The 16,039-nt window shown below is 68.2% G+C and carries 18 protein-coding genes; 10 read left to right on the top strand and 8 right to left on the bottom strand.

Going from position 1 to position 16,039, the window contains the following annotated elements; translation table 11 throughout:
- Positions 1-63 precede the first annotated feature (63 nt).
- The 3 genes from GON04_RS07640 (at position 64) to GON04_RS07650 (ending at position 2,611) form a co-directional block, all read left to right on the top strand.
- Positions 64-600: a histidine kinase gene (locus GON04_RS07640; protein WP_157397323.1), complete on the top strand. Its 537-nt coding sequence runs from the start codon at positions 64-66 to the stop codon at positions 598-600.
- 284 nt (positions 601-884) lie between these two features.
- Complete coding sequence (locus GON04_RS07645) at positions 885-1,859, top strand: Bug family tripartite tricarboxylate transporter substrate binding protein (RefSeq protein WP_157397324.1); 975 nt, start codon at positions 885-887, stop codon at positions 1,857-1,859.
- Positions 1,856-2,611 carry an aspartate racemase/maleate isomerase family protein gene (locus tag GON04_RS07650; RefSeq protein ID WP_157397325.1) on the top strand — a complete coding sequence of 252 codons (756 nt, stop codon included), beginning with the start codon at positions 1,856-1,858 and terminating at the stop codon, positions 2,609-2,611. Before GON04_RS07645 ends, GON04_RS07650 begins: the two co-directional genes overlap by 4 nt.
- A gap of 117 nt (positions 2,612-2,728) precedes the next feature.
- On the opposite strand, the gene GON04_RS07655 is transcribed toward GON04_RS07650, so the two are convergent.
- Both GON04_RS07655 and GON04_RS07660 read right to left on the bottom strand, forming a co-directional pair.
- Positions 2,729-3,181, bottom strand: a complete 453-nt coding sequence (locus tag GON04_RS07655; protein ID WP_157397326.1) for a DoxX family protein — start codon at positions 3,179-3,181, stop codon at positions 2,729-2,731.
- Positions 3,182-3,197: 16 nt separating this feature from the next.
- Complete coding sequence (locus GON04_RS07660) at positions 3,198-3,602, bottom strand: hypothetical protein (protein ID WP_157397327.1); 405 nt, start codon at positions 3,600-3,602, stop codon at positions 3,198-3,200.
- Positions 3,603-3,990: 388 nt separating this feature from the next.
- Between GON04_RS07660 and GON04_RS07665 the strand changes: the two genes are divergently transcribed.
- A complete protein-coding gene (locus GON04_RS07665; protein ID WP_157397328.1) occupies positions 3,991-4,524 on the top strand; it encodes a hypothetical protein in 534 nt (177 codons plus the stop codon).
- A gap of 66 nt (positions 4,525-4,590) precedes the next feature.
- Here GON04_RS07665 and sugE read toward each other — a convergent pair whose 3' ends face one another.
- Positions 4,591-4,911 carry a quaternary ammonium compound efflux SMR transporter SugE gene (gene sugE, locus GON04_RS07670; RefSeq protein WP_157397329.1) on the bottom strand — a complete coding sequence of 107 codons (321 nt, stop codon included), beginning with the start codon at positions 4,909-4,911 and terminating at the stop codon, positions 4,591-4,593.
- 345 nt (positions 4,912-5,256) lie between these two features.
- On the opposite strand from sugE, the gene GON04_RS07675 reads away from it, so the two are divergent.
- Positions 5,257-5,901 (top strand): HD domain-containing protein, encoded by a 645-nt coding sequence (locus tag GON04_RS07675; protein WP_157397330.1) that lies wholly within the window; start codon positions 5,257-5,259, stop codon positions 5,899-5,901.
- Positions 5,902-5,920: 19 nt separating this feature from the next.
- Here GON04_RS07675 and GON04_RS07680 read toward each other — a convergent pair whose 3' ends face one another.
- Positions 5,921-7,195: a DUF445 family protein gene (locus tag GON04_RS07680; protein ID WP_157397331.1), complete on the bottom strand. Its 1,275-nt coding sequence runs from the start codon at positions 7,193-7,195 to the stop codon at positions 5,921-5,923.
- A 265-nt stretch (positions 7,196-7,460) separates the two neighbouring features.
- Here GON04_RS07680 and GON04_RS07685 point away from each other — a divergent pair, with 265 nt between their 5' ends.
- Complete coding sequence (locus GON04_RS07685; protein ID WP_157397332.1) at positions 7,461-8,588, top strand: ABC transporter substrate-binding protein; 1,128 nt, start codon at positions 7,461-7,463, stop codon at positions 8,586-8,588.
- A 22-nt stretch (positions 8,589-8,610) separates the two neighbouring features.
- On the opposite strand, the gene GON04_RS07690 is transcribed toward GON04_RS07685, so the two are convergent.
- The gene (locus GON04_RS07690) at positions 8,611-9,597 is read right to left on the bottom strand and encodes a CAP domain-containing protein (RefSeq protein WP_198349232.1); all 987 of its coding nucleotides are present in this window, start codon (positions 9,595-9,597) and stop codon (positions 8,611-8,613) included.
- Positions 9,598-9,699: 102 nt separating this feature from the next.
- Between GON04_RS07690 and trxC the strand changes: the two genes are divergently transcribed.
- A complete protein-coding gene (trxC, locus tag GON04_RS07695) occupies positions 9,700-10,155 on the top strand; it encodes a thioredoxin TrxC (RefSeq protein WP_157397334.1) in 456 nt (151 codons plus the stop codon).
- A gap of 81 nt (positions 10,156-10,236) precedes the next feature.
- Here the strand turns inward: trxC and GON04_RS07700 are convergent, their stop codons facing one another.
- From GON04_RS07700 to GON04_RS07710, 3 genes are all read right to left on the bottom strand, one after another.
- Positions 10,237-10,689: a VOC family protein gene (locus GON04_RS07700; RefSeq protein WP_157397335.1), complete on the bottom strand. Its 453-nt coding sequence runs from the start codon at positions 10,687-10,689 to the stop codon at positions 10,237-10,239.
- Between the two features lie 52 nt (positions 10,690-10,741).
- Complete coding sequence (locus tag GON04_RS07705) at positions 10,742-12,523, bottom strand: ATP-binding response regulator (protein ID WP_157397336.1); 1,782 nt, start codon at positions 12,521-12,523, stop codon at positions 10,742-10,744.
- A gap of 371 nt (positions 12,524-12,894) precedes the next feature.
- Positions 12,895-13,404 (bottom strand): GNAT family N-acetyltransferase, encoded by a 510-nt coding sequence (locus tag GON04_RS07710; RefSeq protein WP_157397337.1) that lies wholly within the window; start codon positions 13,402-13,404, stop codon positions 12,895-12,897.
- Positions 13,405-13,478: 74 nt separating this feature from the next.
- Between GON04_RS07710 and GON04_RS07715 the strand changes: the two genes are divergently transcribed.
- The 3 genes from GON04_RS07715 to GON04_RS07725 are packed head-to-tail and all read left to right on the top strand — an operon-like array spanning position 13,479 to position 16,036.
- Positions 13,479-14,873 carry an ATP-binding protein gene (locus GON04_RS07715; RefSeq protein WP_157397338.1) on the top strand — a complete coding sequence of 465 codons (1,395 nt, stop codon included), beginning with the start codon at positions 13,479-13,481 and terminating at the stop codon, positions 14,871-14,873.
- On the top strand, positions 14,870-15,676 hold the full coding sequence (locus tag GON04_RS07720) for a response regulator (protein WP_157397339.1): 807 nt from the start codon (positions 14,870-14,872) through the stop codon (positions 15,674-15,676). The genes GON04_RS07715 and GON04_RS07720 overlap by 4 nt, the downstream gene beginning before the upstream one ends.
- Positions 15,677-15,697: 21 nt before the next feature.
- Positions 15,698-16,036: an anti-sigma factor antagonist gene (locus GON04_RS07725; RefSeq protein ID WP_157397340.1), complete on the top strand. Its 339-nt coding sequence runs from the start codon at positions 15,698-15,700 to the stop codon at positions 16,034-16,036.
- The last annotated feature ends 3 nt before the right edge of the window (positions 16,037-16,039 follow it).

Genomic DNA, 16,039 nt, shown 5'->3' on the forward strand with positions numbered 1-16,039 from the left:
CGCCGCTGACGCAAACCGTCACACCGACCTCCGACCGCCGGTCTCGCGGAACAGAATGCGGTCGTGGCAGAACTGAGCTCACCCGGCGACGAACCCGACGACTCCGACTTCAAGGTCGCGCAGCTGCTCGGGAACGAGGGCAGCGATCCGCTCGAAGACCCTGCCACGCTGCGCGCCTTGGCGCAGCTGCGCCTGAAGCTCGGTCAGGACGTGATCTTCGTGTCCCGCTTCAAGGATGGCACCCGTATCCTGGAATTGGTGGAAAGTGAGCCGGCGGTCGTTTCATTCCTGCAGGGGACGACGGAGCCGCTGGAGCGATCCTGGTGTTACAGCGTCGTCAGTGGACGTCTGCCGGAGTTCGTCCTGGATGCGAAGAGCTGGATCGATGCGGGCGTGGTCCCCCAGGCAAGCATGCAGATCGGAACGCACCTGGGCACGCCGATCCGGCTCACGGATGGCGCCGTGTACGGGACGCTCTGCGCCTTCAGCACGGATGTCGTCGACGGGTCCACGAGCAACGACCTTCACCGCCTGCGTCTTGCGGCGGAGTGGCTCGGGAAGCGACTGTCCCAGGTCAACAAGGACAAGGCCCGGCATTAGCAGTCCACGGCATTCCGGGTCGCGGTGCGCTCGCTGGCGTGGCGCCTGCTCCTGGCCGAAGACAGCCGTCGTTTCAAGCAGCCTCGGTGTCGAGACGTCGGTCTGCGCTCCGCCGGCTTGGGATGGCCCGCGTCGAAGGCCGCCCAGTGCCTGCGCTTGCCGGCTGCCTCGGCGGAACATCAAATAAAACGCTTGCTTGAATCAATTGCTTGAAATAGCATCTGAACTCGGCCACGCCAGCGGACGCACGCAGGCACGCTGGCGGTGACAGAGGTGGGAATGAAATGAGAAAACTCCAATCACTCATCGGTTCGCTGGCACTGGCCTGCTTTGCGCTGGTTTCGCCTGCCAGCGCACAGACCTATCCCACCAAGCCCATCAGGTTGGTGGTGCCCTATCCGCCGGGAGGGGGCACCGATACATTGGCGCGTCCCTTGGCGCTCAGGCTGGCCGCCGAACTCGGCCAGCCCGTGATCGTGGATAACCGTGGCGGCGCCGGCGGAAATATCGGAATGGAGTACGTGGCGCGCGCACCGGCCGATGGGTACACCATCCTGTTGGCGCTGACGCCTCAACTGGCCGTCAATCTCAGCCTGTTCGACAAGCTGCCCTACGACCCTCGACGCGACTTCGCGCCCATCACGCTGCTGGCCGAGGGACCGTATCTGCTGGTCGTGAACCCTTCCTTGCCGGTCCATTCGGTCAGCGAGTTGATTGCCTTGGCCAAGGCCAAGCCGGGCGAGCTGAATTACGCCACGTCCGGCAACGGCAGCGGGGCGCACATGGCCGCCGAATTGTTCAACAGCATGACCGGCACCCGCATGGTTCACACCCCTTACAAGGGGGGCGGCCAAGCGCTGTCGGATGTGTTGTCGGGTCACGTGCAGGTTCTCTTTGCGCCCCCGGTCAGCGCCAGCCCACACGTCAAGAGCGGACGCTTGCGCGCCTTGGGCATCACGGGTACCAGGGTGTCGGCCGGTCTGCCCAACGTCCCCACACTGGCCGAAGCTGGCGTCCCCGGTTATGACTCCAGCGTCTGGTATGGGGTCCTGGCACCGGCAGGGACGCCGAGGGACATCGTGATGAAGCTGAACACAACGATCCTGAAAATCCTCCAGCAACCCGATTTCCAGACGCTCCTGGTCAGCAACGGCATCGACCCGATTGGCAGTTCGCCGGAAGAACTGACCAGATACATCGACAAGGAAATCGTCAAATGGTCCAAGGTCGTCAAGGCCGCGGGGATCAAAGCAGAATGAACCCCATCGCTCCCTGGTATCAACTCGGCTACATCATTCCGCATCGGTACACGGACCTTGATGCGTACCAGTTCTACAAGGTCGCGCCGGAAGGGATGATGCTGGTCACCACCGGCCTGGACCTGGCCGAATACACCCTGGCCTCGGTGGAAGCGCAGATGCCTGCGTTTTCCGCCTGCCTGGATCTGCTGGCCCAGAAGGCGGTGGACCGCATTGCGCTCAGCGGAGTGCCGGTGGCCGCCGCGCTGGGTCGTGAGCGTACCTTGCGCCTGATTGGCGAGGCCAGCGAACGAACGGGCCTGGTCTGTGATACCGATCTGGAAGCGCACATCGCTACCTTGAAGCACCTCGGCGTCAGCCGCATTGCCTTGGCCACGCGCTGGTCCGACGCGGTGAATAACGCCTTGATTGCGTATCTGAAGCTGGCCGGCATCGAGGTGCTGGCGCACCGCTCCCACGGCCGGTCCCTGTCGCAAAACAAGACCGCCAACGCCCTGGCAGACCATGAACTGGCGCTCAAGTTGGGGCGTGAGGTGTTGACTGCGGCACCGCAAGCCGAAGCTCTCCTGATGCCTGGCGGCCTGTGGTTCGCCATTCACGCCGCACCGATCCTGGAGGCCGAGTTCAAGCGACCGGTGTTGCTGAACATCTTGAGCACCACCGCCAATGCCTTGCGCGCGCGTGCCAAGGAGACGGGCTCGGCCGAGACTCCCCGTGCTGACCCGCGGTGGGGAATGGTGTTGTCAACTTAACCCTGCCCCCGGCGTTGGACGGGCGCCAGGGAGCGGCGCCTGGCGGTGGGAGACCGCGGCCGCGCGGTCCGCAGAAGCGCGGCCGCCCCCGAAGGCGGCGGCCAGAGAGAAGGTGTGTCAGCGACGGGCGCCGTCCAGGCTCCAGCCACCCGGACCGAAGGCCCAGACGAACAGCAGGCCGCCGAGCACGCCCATGTTCTTCCAGAAGGCCTGCGACTGCATCATGCGCTGCGCCTCGGACACGGCCCAGTAGTTGTGGAACAGCGGAGTGATCACGGCCACGAAGACGGCCAGCCCCAGCGCCGCCCAGCGTGCGCGCCAGCCCACCAGCAGCAGCAAGCCCAGGCCCAGTTCGGCCGCGATCGCGAGGGCCGCGCTGACCTCGGGCATCGCCACACCCTTGGAGGCGATATAGCCGACCGTGCCGGCGAAGCCGACGATCTTGCCGAAGCCCGCCGGCACGAACAGCCAGGCCAGGAGCACGCGACCGATGAGGGTGGCCAGGTTCTGCGCGGTGTCGGACGAGTCGGTGGTGACGACGCGGGTGGCGCCGTGGGTCAGGGTTGCCATGGAGGATTCCTTGTCTTCAGCGCACGATCACCGGCGTGCCGCTGGCGAGCGTGGACGGCACCGGCGCCACGGCGCGGCTGGTGATGGTGCCGGCCTGGCCGCCTTCGAACACCTGCGAACCGCCGTCGCGCAGCGAGGCCGAGGCTTCGGCGCGCACCGAATCCCGGCTGAGCGTGCCGGCGAAGCGCGAGTTGATCACACGCTCGGTCTCGTTCTGCTGGCCACTTCGCGAATTCAGGCGGCGCGCGGCCTCACGGCCCTCGGCGGACACGGTCGCGCGGTCGGCACCGCCCGCGAAAGGCGCGGTGGCGAGGGCATTGGCCGACTGGCCACCCTCGAACGGGCCGGCGACCTGCGCGGAGGCGACTTGCGCGCCCAGGGCGAGGGCGACGGTGGCGAGGGTGAGGTGGAGCTTGTTCATGGTCAATCCTGGCGGTTGTGGTGAGGTTTCGATCAGCGGTCGCAGAGGACTGCGCTGCCGACAGGAGAAATTGTGTCCACGTGCCGCCGCGCCGGATGTGCGTTCACGCACCAGAAAATGAAACCTGAGCCGATCGGCCCGTCGACCGGTTGGTCCACGCCCCGCGAGGGCCGCACCGCATCCATCCCGCGCTGGTGTTCCCGGGCTACGTGCTCGACCGCCAGAGCGCACTTCGCAGCACCGCTACGGGCTCTCTAGCGTTTGCACGGACACGTCCATTGAAAGGCGCCCATCGCAGGCCTAGACTCGCATGGGAGCGCCAGGGCGCACAGGTCACAGGCTTCCAGCGCAGGCCTGACCGCGCCGCTTCAGTCAGACGCTAGAGCCCATGCTTCAAGTCAGTGTCGTCCCCTACGTCGTGTCCGTGGCGCTCTCGCCGGACGAGGCGATGGACATGCCGGATTCCAGGGATGTTCTGCGGAGCCGCCTGGAATGCGAAGCTGACGACCGTGATTACCTTTCGATCGCAATCTGGCGGCGAGGGAGCAGCGCACTGCTCCTGGTGAACGGGTGGTACTCGCCGGGGCCAAGGAGCGGGTTCCTTCCCGGCATCCTGGTCGTTCCGGAAACTGCCGTGGCGTTCATCGGCGCCGGCACCGTTGCCCGGAGCTACTCGCTGGAGAGTCCCGCGTTGATCGAGTGCCATGAGACGAGTGTTGGCTTCTCGGGCTGGCAGCAGCACGGAAACCTGGTGGTGATGGCCTGTGAACTCGAGCTATCCGTCTGGACGACGCAAGGCACGAGGCTTTGGTCCCGCTTCGTGGAACCTCCTTGGAGCTACGAGGTGGAAGGAGAGCAAATCGACGTCGATGTCATGGGCGAGCAGGTCAGGCTCGACATGCGCACGGGAATGCCGGCCTGACTCCTCGGCTCCGGTCGACTCCGACCCAGCCTGACGGGACGGCGCGTTCCGGACCTCTTCGCAGGTTCAGCTGCTCGACACCAGCTTCAGGCCGATGATGCCTGCTGCGATCAACGCGAGGCAGGCGAGCCTTGCCACCGACGCCGGGTCACCGAACAGGTGGATGCCGAGCAGCGCGGTGCCGATGGCGCCCACGCCGGTCCAGACTGCATAGGCGGTGCCGACGGGCAGCTGCTCCATGGCCAGACCGAGCAGGACGACGCTCACCGACATCGCGCCCAAGGTACCGATCGACGGCCAGAGACGGGTGAATCCGCCGCTGTACTTGAGTCCGACCGCCCAGCCGATCTCGAAGATGCCGGCGACGATCAGGATGAACCAGGACATGGAAGCCCCTTGCAGGAGCCGTCCCCTTGCGATGCATGGGCGGGGTCGTCCCCGCAGCGACAGATTAGCGCAGTGGAGGCATGAGCACGGAGAAGGGTGAGATGCCCGCATCGCACGTGGGTGGTTGCCGCACAACGTTCGCGCTTGCTGCATTTCCCGGCGTCACTGTCACCGTCGACCTGTCAAGGACCGGCGGCCCACTTGAATGGGCTGCACGGTGCATCTGCACAGAGTTCAGTTCCATCGAGCGATGTCATCGCGGATGATCGCTGTCAGGCCGCCAGGCCCTGCACGCTTGCAGCGCGACGCGGCACCCTGCCATTCGATCAACCGCTCGATCAAATCATGACGCCCACAGATGTCCCAGGGATCCGCATTCCGGACAGCCAGCTCGCCCGCGAACTGACCCAGCTCATTCGTGACACCGAAAGCGACCTGCTCTATCACCACTCCCTGCGCGTCTATTGCTGGGGCGTGTTGGCGGGCAACCGGATGGGCTTGAAGTTCGACGCCGAACTGCTCTACGCGGCGTCCATGTTCCACGACATCGGGCTCACCGCGCGCTACGAGAACAGCCAGCTGCGCTTCGAAGTGGATGGCGCGAATGCGGCGCGCGACTTTCTTCGAAGCCACCGCATTGCCGAAAGCGACATCGAGACGGTCTGGAACGCCGTGGCGCTGCACTCGACGCCCGGCATTCCGCAGTTCATGCGGCCGGAGATCGCGCTGGTGCAGGCGGGCGCGGGCATGGATGTCGCCGGTCGCGGCTACGACCAGTTCACCGACGCGCAGCGCAAGGCCGTGCTCGCCGCGTTTCCGCGCGAAGCCGACTTCAAGAGCGGAATCATCGACGCCTTCTACCAGGGCATGAAGCACCGCCCCGACAGCACCATCGGCACGTTCAACGACGACTTCCTCGCGCACAAGGATCCGCACTTCCACCGGGTCGACATGTGCACCGTCATCCATGCGTCGAAGTGGCATGGATGAACCCGCCTGACTGAAGCGCTCACACGCCTGACGCCAGATACGTGAGCAGGTGCAGCCCCAGGCCGATCGCTCCGCCCACGATCGTGCCGTTCACGCGGATCGCCTGCAGGTCCTTGCCGATGTTCAGCTCGATCTGGTCGGCCATCTCGCGACCGTCCCACGCGCGCACCGTGTCGCGCACATGGCGGGTCAGGAACTCGGCAAAGTCCGGCGCGAGCCGGGTGGCGGCATCCTCGAGCTGTGAGCGCAGCGCCTGGCGCAGCTGCGGGTCTCGCGTCAGTTGCTCGCCCAGCCACGTGCCGCCGGCGGCGACGTTCTGGTGGAACACCGACTGCGGATTGCGCAGGTCCTCTGCCAGCCAGGTCTTGAACGAACCCCAGAGGCTGCCGACGTAGCTGCCGAAGGTGGCATCGTTCAGCAGGTACTGCTTGATGTCCTCGCCGCGCGCCTGCAGCGCGGGGTCCGACTGCAGCCGCAGCACGAAATCGCGCACCCATTGGTCGAACAGCTGCCGGTAGGCATGGGCCGGATTGGCCCGGATGCTCTCCAGGCGAGCGGTGACGGCATCGGCAATGGCGGTCGCCACGTTCCGCGCGATCCATTGCTTGGGCAGGAGCTTCTGCTTGCGCGGATGCTCATGGGTCAGCCAGTCGATCACCTGCGCGGCCATCCACGCGCGGGTCTCCGGGCGGTCCATCAGCCCCAGCGCGCGGTCCAGCGCCTGTTCCAGCAGCTGGTCGTGGCGGCCATCGCTGGTCAGCGTGTCCAGCACGCCGCGCAGGGAGCCGGTCAGGTCCACGCCCTTGAACACCTCGCGTGCGGCGTCGCGCACCAGCTGTTCGATGCGGGCGTCCTCGACCACGTGGAGGACACCTTCGATGGCACGTGCCAGGTGCGCGCCGAGGCGCCGCGCATTGGCCGGGTCGGTCAGCCAGTCGGCGACGAACCGCGAGGGATCGTGCTGGCGGATCAGGTCGACCAGCGTATGGGGCGCCAGGAACTTTTCCCTGACGAAGGCGGAGAGGTTGTCGGCAATGCGGTCCTTGCTGCGCGGGATGACGTCCGTGTGCGCCGTGATGAAGGGGATGCCGGTGGGGATGCGCCGGAACAGCGCGCTCACCGCGAACCAGTCGGCCAGCCCGCCCACCATGGCCGCCTCGGTGATCGCGCGGATGGCGAGCACCCACGGGTTGGGAGTCACCAGCATCGTGATCCCGAAGATGCACGCCGCGAGGGCCAGCAGCAAGCTGGCCTGGCGCTTGGCGTGCGCGAGTTCCTTCCGTTTGTGCTCCACGATGCCCTCTCCGGTGCGGCCGGGTCCTGGCGCAAGGTCCGGGCACGCGCCGCAATGCAGTCTGCCAGAGGCGGATGCCCGTCATCCCTTGGCCGAGGCGGTGTCCAGACCCGGTCAGCGCGAGTTTCGGGGAGAGATCGCATTCCCGCACGGGTGTTCTCCCGCGGCGGCGGGGTCCTCAGGGTTGACCCCTCCCCCCCCACCGGCGGGGGGAAGCATCCGCATGGGCCTGCTTACGGTCACGGTCCCATCCTCAGGAGTCAACATGTCGGGACAACCCGCCGTCGGCCGTCGCGCCCTGCTCGCCGCCACCTGCGCCCTGCCCTTCGCGGGCACCGCGCGCGCTGCCACGGCGCCGCTGCGCATCGGCCAATGCCTGCCGCTCACCGGACCGCTCGCGCCGGTGGTGAAGCCGATTGCAGAAGGCCAGCAACTGCTGCTCGCCTCCGTGGCCGCCCAGGGCGGCTTGCAGGGGACGCCGATCGATCTGGTCACCCTCGACGACACCACCCAGCCCGCGCGCACCGAGGAGCTGACCCGCTCCCTGCTGGACGACCAGAAGGTGGTGGCGCTGTTCGGATATGCCTTCGTTCCCGGGCTGGTCCGGGCGCTGCCGCTGCTGGACGAGCGCCGGGTCCCGCTGATCGGTGTGTACAACGGGGCCGATGTCGTGCGCCGGGACCCGCACCCCTGGCTCTTCACGACCACCGCGAGCCTGCGCGACGAGGTGCAGGCGATGGTGCAGAACCTGGCGACCCTGAACACGCGCAAGCTGGCGGTCGCCTACCAGGACAACGAGCTGGGGCGCTTCATGCTGCCGCAGGTGCAAGCCATCGCCGACCAGCACGGGGTGCAGCTCGTGGCCAAGGCGGCCGTGGCACCGGATGGCTCCAACGCGCGGGACGCGGCCGCAGCGATCACCGCCCGCGAGCCGCAGGCCATCCTGCTGCTGGCGGCGGGGGCCGCGGTGATCGGCTTCATGAAGTCGCTGCCGGCCGTGCGCGTGCCGGTGTACGCGCTGTCGCTCGCCGGGACCACCGCCCTTCTCGAAGAGCTCGGACCGGTGGCGCGCGGCATGGCTTTCACGCAGGTGATCCCTTCACCGCAGCGGGCGACCACGGCGCTCGCGCGGCGCTTCACGGCAGCGGCGGCCGCGGCGGGGCTCGCACCGACCTACGATCGCCTGTGGGGCTTCCTCAATGCGTCGATCCTGGTGGAGGTGTTGCGGCGCGCCGGCCCGCGCGCGACGCCCGCCACGGTGCAGGCCGCGCTCGAGCGCATGGGCGAGGTGGACCTGGGCGGCTACCGTCTCGCCTTCGACAACCGCAGGCGGCACGGCTCCAGCTTCGTCGAGATCACGATGGTGGACGCCGGCGGGAAATTCATCCGCTGACGGGCCGGCGTGCCAGCGGGCGTCAGCGCGGGCCCGTCGTGAACGTGAAGCGCGCAGCGCCGGGAGTTCCCAGGACCGTGTAGTCGATCGCGACCGCATAGCTCGTGCTGGGCTGCAGCACCTCCGGAATGACGGAGAACCATCCGTCGGTGAAGGCCCCATTCGGGTCGACGGTCGCGCCCGAGCCGTAGATGACCAGGAGAGCCACGGGTCCGGAGGGGCTGGTGATGGTGGCCGAGGTGAGGCGCAGCGAATCGGGCCCTGTCACGGTGACGGGCTGGCCCCACTGCGCGTCCGGGTTGGACGGGAAGGGGGACGGCGATTCATTGCTGCCGCGGGGCACGGCATCGGTGGTGCCCGCGCAAGGGAACGTGGCCACACCCTGCGGTGACTGGAACTGCGCCGAAACGGGAACGCCCAGGTCGGCGGTCAACGTGTTGAGCGAACCCACGACGTTCCACGCGAGGCCCACGTCACGAAAGCCGGTCAGGAGGGACTGGGCGTGGTACGGGGCGGCCATGAGGTTGCGGATCGCGTCGGCTGCCGTCGAGCCGCTGAACGATCCGCCTGCCGAGAGGTCCTCGCCGACGGCACGGGCGGCATAGCCCGCGGCCCGGGTGCGGTCCAGCGGCGTGGCGCCGGTGAAGCCGGGTTTGCCGGGAACCTCGCCGTGGCCGAATTCGCTGTTGAGGCTCATGTAGTTGCCATGCGCAGCCGCAGCCTGGTCCAGCGGCGCCGACTGCGCCAGCAGCCCGAAACCGCAGCGCGACCGGGCGGCATTGAGCTGGTCATAGGCCAGCCGTTGTGGGCTGCCAGGGGCGTAGCTGGCGCTGTCGACGGCGACCGTGGGCAGCGCGGTCGCCGGCGCGCTGTCGCCGCCACCGCCACCGCCACCGCCACCGCCGCCACCGCCGCCGCCGCCACCACAGCCGCTGGCGAGCAGCGCCGCGACCCAGACGAGCTGGCTTGCCGTGCGCAACCGTTTCGACACCATGCCTGCCGACGCCATCACCGGTCGACTCCGCAGCGCGCCCACGGTTCACCTCTTCCGCAAGCGAGGTGTTCGATCCACGGCGCTTGAACGCGAACCCGGCCGTCCCCACCTGCAGGCATGACCGAACCCCTGCACGTTTCCTGTCCGCACTGCCTGGCCACCAATCGCGTCCGCGCCGAACAGCTCGGCAGCGAACCGGTCTGCGGGCAATGCAAGCGGCCGCTTTTCACGGGCGAGCCGGTGGACATCGCGACGGCGGCGGCGTTCGACCGGATCGTCGCGCGGACGCAGGTCCCGATCCTGGTCGACTTCTGGGCGCCGTGGTGCGGGCCGTGCCGGATGATGGCGCCAGCGTTCCGCCAGGCTGCGGCCGCGCTGGAGCCGACCATGCGGGTGTGCAAGGTCGACACCGAAGCGGTCCCTGAACTGGCCAGCCGGTTCGGGATCCGCAGCATTCCGACCCTGGCGCTGTTCATCGGTGGCCGCGAAACCGCGCGGCAGGCAGGCGCGATGGGATCGGCGGCCCAGATCCAGCAGTGGGCCCGCATGCACGCGGGGCAGCCGAACGCCTGAGCAACCCTGCCTGCCGCCTTCGGCCACTCCCGGCCGGGAACAGGCATGGCGGCAAGCAGTCCTCGCCCCCGACGATCGCGCCTACGCCGGGTCACCGGACTTGAGCTCCTCGGCGAGCCCGATGAGAAGTCCTTCGGGGCCACGGATGTAGCAGAGTCGGTACGCGTCTGCGTACTGGACCACTTCGCCGACGAGCTGCGCTCCAAGGCCACGGAGTCTGTCGAGCGTGGCGTCGATGTCGTCCACCGTGAACATGACGCGCAGGTAGCCAAGCGCGTTCACCGGGGCGTTCCGGTGGTCGGCGACGACGCGCGGCGTCAGGAACCGCGACAGCTCGAGCCGACTGTGGCCGTCCGGGGTGACCAGCATGGCGATCTCGACGCGCTGGTCCGGCAATCCGGTGACGCGCCCGGCCCACTCTCCTTCGATCATGGCTCGCCCTTCGAGCTTCAGGCCGAGCTCGTGGAAGAACGCGATGGCGGCATCCAGAGATTCGACGACGATGCCGACGTTGTCCATCCGCTTGAGACCCATCTCAACCCCGCTTTCTCTTGACCAAAATGTCCGGGACGGTGTTCATGGCCTGTCACACGGCGACGCTCGTCTCGCCTCGATCCGGGCTCTCCAGCGATCTGCCCGGGTCGGGAAACAGCTGCCGCAGATGCGCCATCAAGGCTTCGGGCGCCACCGGCTTCTGCAGGCACGGCAGACCGAGTCCGCGCTCCTGCAGGTCGGGCTCGGCAGACAGGATCAGGGCCGGCACCGCCCCATGCTGCTGGCGCAGCGCCGCAATGGCGGTGACACCGTCGCCTTCGGACAGGCGGTAGTCCGCGAGGATGCAGTCGAGACGGCGTCCCGACGCCAGCAGCGCCTCCTGCGTCTCGCTCAAGCCGGCGCCTGCCACGACGGCGGCGCCGGCATCCTGCAGCCACGACGTCAGGGCCCGGCGGGTCGCGCCATCGTCCTCGATGACCGCGATCAGGCGGCCCTGCAGGTTCAGCTCGCGCAGGTTGTCATCGAGCCGCGCCACGCACACCGGCTCGGCAGGCCTCGGCAGGCAGATGGTCACGCGGGTGCCCTGGCCCGGCCGCGAGGACAGCCCCAGGCGGGCGCCCATCATGTCGGCCATGTGGCGGCAGATCGCCAGACCGAGGCCGATGCCTTCGGCTTCCGCCAGTGCCGCGGACCGGCCCCGGTGGAAGGAGTTCCAGACCAGCGCCAGGTCCTCCTCGTCCATGCCCACGCCCTGGTCTTCGACGCTGATCTCCAGGTCCTCGCCGGACTGCTGCACCGTCAGGACGATCTCTCCAACCAGCGAGTACTTGGCGGCGTTGTCGAGGAAGTTGCGCAGCACGCGTTCGAGCAGCACGGGGTCCGCCATCACGGCGCCGTCCGATCGCATGTCGACGCGAAATCGCAGGCCCTTGGCCGCGCACTTCTCGGCAAAGCCCGCGACGATCGCCTGGATCAGCCGCCCCAGGTGCACCGGTTGAAGATTGGCCCGCAAGGTGCCCGCTTCGATCTGCGCGAAGTCGACCAGGTGCCTGAACATCGTGTCGATCGACTCTCCGGTGCGGACGATCTGCGGCGCGATGGCTTCGCGCCGAGCCATGTCGCTCGTGCGCTTGAAGATGTCCGTGAGGAACATCAGCGCCTGCACCGGCTGCCGCAAGTCGTGGCTGGCGGCGCCGAGGAAGCGCGACCGGGCAAGCTGGATGTCGTGCTGCCTCTCGAGCGCGGCGCGCAGCTGGTCGACGAGTTGCGCCTTGCTCGCGCCCATCTCGGCGTTGTCGCGCAGCGTCTTCCAGTAGGTGTGCACCGCGCGCTGCATCATGGTGCCGCCCAGCACCATCGCCAGCCCGATGACGAGCTTGTGGATACCGGTCCCGTGCACCAGCCAGCCGACATACACCATCGAGAGCGACCCGGCCATGTACACGGCGTACATGCGGGGCTTGACGCCGATCACCGCAACGAGCAGCTGCCCCAGCGTCAGCACCGTCATGATGGCGACCTCGGTCAGGGTGAGCCAGTGAACGAACAACGGCACGCAGGCAGCCGTGAGCAGGCCCGTCACGCCGGCCCAGAGCGACACCCGGTGCAGCGTCTGCCCGGTGTAGCCGTCACGGGCCACCAGGTGCATGAAGTAGCGCTGGCGCAGCAGCAGGCTGGCCACCAGCGTGACGTACCAAACGAGCCAGGGAAGCCATCCCGTCCGGGGCACGATCACCAGGCCATACAGGGGGCCTGCCAGGGTGAGCGCCACTGCACTGGCGCGCGTCTGGGCCAGCATGATGCCCAGGCTGCGACGCGTGAACTCGCCGTCCAGGGCTGTCCCCTCGCTGGTGCGGTCCTCCTTGGTATGCATTGCTTGTCCTTGCGCGTGACTTGCCACAGCTCGCACATTGTCGGCGCGGACGGGTTCGCGAAGAGTCCGCTTCCGGCGAACTCATCGGGGACCTTGGGGGCAGAGCCGGTGATGTCTCCAGCCTGCGCAGCGGGTAGCAACGCTTCAGGGAGCAGCGCGACCTGGGAGCCGGCGGCCGCTCATCGGCACCGCCGTTGTACTTCGCTGCACCTTGTTGCTATCGCCAACATTCTCATCGAGAATGCATCCCGTTCACATCGCTTGCACAGCGACCGACCACGAGTTGAGCCATCCACTCAAGGAGCAGCATGGCAAACCAGCGGCATCTGGAAGCATTGGCAGGCGACGCGGCGTCGCCTGGTGCGGCCGGCCTAGGCCAGCTTGCGCTCCATGCGGATCGCTCCTCCCCGGTCCCAGGGCCAGTCGTCGGCGCTTTGCTGCATCCCGTACCGCTGCATGAACGCCAGCATGCGTTCGTTCGATTCGAGCACCTCACCGTAGAGCGACTGGACACCGGCCTCGCGCGCGCCGTCGATCAGCTTGGTCATCAGCGCGTGCGCCACGCCCGATCCCTGCCACGAGTCGAGCACGCTCAGGCCCAGTTCCGCGCGCCCTTGCGCCGCATCGACGATGTGCCAGCCGCCCTCGCCGATGATCTGCTCGCCATTCGGTCCCCAGACGCAGGCGACCCAGGCGCCGTGGCGCTCGCGATCGTCGTCGAGCAGGGTGTTCAGCAGTTGGGGCGAGTCGCCGCTCACGACGCCATGGAAGCGGTTGCGCCGCGACGTGCTGCTCAATTGCTGCACGAAGTCGCGCATGCACTGGACGTCTTCGTGGCGGGCGCGGCGGACGAACACGGCGGGGGACGGGTTGTCGGACATCGGCGCGGCACCGGAGGTTGCGGACGACGGGCAGTCTACGGCTGGGCCTGCCGGGGCACAAGCAGCGCCGCAGCATGAGCGGCGCCGCGGCACTGGCCACCGCGGTCGCCGACGAAGCGCCGGCGCCCGCGCGCCGCGTGCACCCCATCGTCAAGCTCGATTACCCGATCCGCATCGTCGGCCACCTGGCCAGCGCATCGGTCATCATTTCCGTTCTCCTCTCGCGGCCGCCGTCGGCGCCCCTCTGGGCATGGCTGGCATTCACGGCGCTGGTGTGGCCCCACCTGGCGTACTGGCTGGCTCGCCGCGCCCAGGACAGCAAGCGCGCCGAGCTCGCATGGCTGCTGACCGACACGCTGATCCTCGCCTTCTGGGCGGGCCAGCTCGGCTTCGACATCCTGGTCACGGCCGTCTTCCTGATGGGGATGCTCACCACCAACCTGAGCGTGGGCGGCAAGCGCTTCGCGACCTGGAGCGTGGCCGTCTTCCTGCTCGGCGCATTCCTGGGCGCGGCGGCCGGCGACTTCCGTGGCTACCTGCGTGCGTCGGAGACGACGCAACTGCTCACGGCCATCACCTGGTGCCTGTTCATGATCATGTTCGGCGTGCAGTCGCACGCCCAGACGCGCGCCGCCATCCAGGCGAACCGGGAGGTCAAGGCACGCAATCGCCTGATCGAGCAGCAGACGTTCGAACTCGACCAGGCGCGCCAGGCGGCGGAACTTGCCCGCGAACAGGCCGAACATGCCAACCGGGCCAAGAGCGCCTTCCTGGCCAACATGAGCCACGAGTTGCGCACGCCGCTCAATGCCGTGATCGGCTACGCGCAGTTGCTGACCGACGAATTCGCGGAGGGGCAGCCGGTCGGGCCCTCGACGATGACCGACCTGGGGCGCATCGAGACAGCGGCGCGCCACCTGCTGGGCCTGATCAACGACGTCCTGGACCTGTCGAAGATCGAGGCTGACAAGATCGAGCTGTCCTTCGAGGACGTGGAGCTTCCCGAGCTCCTCGACCAGGTGATGTCCACGACGCAACCGCTGCTGGCCGTCAACCGCAACCGCTTCGACCTGTCACTCGGCCCGGGCATCGGCCGCATCCGCACCGATGCGACGCGGCTGCGCCAGGTCCTGTTCAACCTGCTCGCCAATGCCGCGAAGTTCACGCACGAAGGCACGATCCGCCTGGCCGTGCGCATGGACACCGACGACCAGGGAAGCCCGGTGGCCACCTTCGAGGTGGCCGACACCGGCATCGGCATGACGCCGGAGCAACTGGGCAAGCTGTTCCAGGCCTTCGTCCAGGCCGACGCCGAGACCTCCCGCAAGTACGGCGGCACGGGGCTCGGCCTGGTGATCAGCCGGCGCCTCTGCCGGATGCTGGGGGGCGACGTCACGGCCACCAGCGCCCCCGGCGTCGGCAGCGTCTTCACCGCCGTCGTGCGGGCCGACAAGATGGGAGCGGCATGAAAGTCCTGGTCGTCGAAGACAACGAGATGAACCGCGACATCCTGTCGCGCCGGCTGAAGCGGCGCGGCTGGGAGGTGGCGATCGCCGTCGACGGCGCCCAGGGGCTGGCCATGGCGGCCAGCGAGCAGCCGGCGGTGGTGCTGATGGACATGAGCCTGCCGGTCATCGACGGCTGGGAGGCCACGCGCCGCCTGCGGGCAGACCCCGCCATCGCGCACCTGCCCGTGATCGCGCTGACCGCGCACGCGATGTCGGGTGACCGCGAGAAGGCGCTCGCCGCGGGTTGCGACGACTTCGATACCAAGCCGGTCGAGTTCGAGCGGCTGTTCACCAAGATCGACGCCTTGCTCCAGCGCGTGCCCGCGGCGGCGGCCGATCCGCTGCAGATCACCGCACCGGCCGAACTGGCCGCGCTGCCGCGCCTGCTGGCGGTCGTCGACGCTGCCTGCGACCGCCATGCCGTGCCTGCCGAAGCGCGCCACGACCTCAAGCTCGTGGCCGAGGAGGCGTGCGTGAATGTCATGCGCCACGCCTACCCCGCCGGCGCGCCCGGGCCCCTGACGCTGACCGTGCGGCCGGGGCGCCTGGACGGGCAGCCGAGCATGCTGCTGACGATCGAGGACCAGGGCCGGCCCTTCGATCCGCTGGCCCAGGCCGCCCCCGACCTCACCGCCAGTGCGGAGGCACGCGAGATCGGCGGCCTGGGCCTGCCGCTGATCCGCGAGCTGTGCGACCAACTGACGTACCAACGCGATCCCGTGCGCGGAAACGTGTTCGTGATGTCGCGGCGCCTGAATCACTGACAGAACCTTGGAGGTCCCGGAGTGGAAGCAATCCTGACCGAGCGCGACAACGCCACGATCATCACGATCACCGGCAGCGTCGACAGCCTCAACGCCGAACAGCTCAGCGCCACGTTCGCCCCGCCCATTGCACAGGGGCGCGTGCGGCTGATCGCCGACTTCTCGCGCGTCAACTACACGAGCAGTGCCGGCCTGCGCTCGCTGTTGGGGGCCGTGAAGGACAGCCGCCGCAGCGGCGGCGACCTGCGCATCGCCGGGCTGCAGCCGCAGGTGGAGCGCGTGCTCGCGATCGCCGGCTTCACCAGCATCATCAAGGTGTTCCCGGACGTCGAAGCCGCGGTGGCGAGCTACCAGGCCTGAGGG

The organism is Ramlibacter pinisoli (genome assembly GCF_009758015.1).
Taxonomy (GTDB): Bacteria; Pseudomonadota; Gammaproteobacteria; order Burkholderiales; family Burkholderiaceae_C; genus Ramlibacter; species Ramlibacter pinisoli.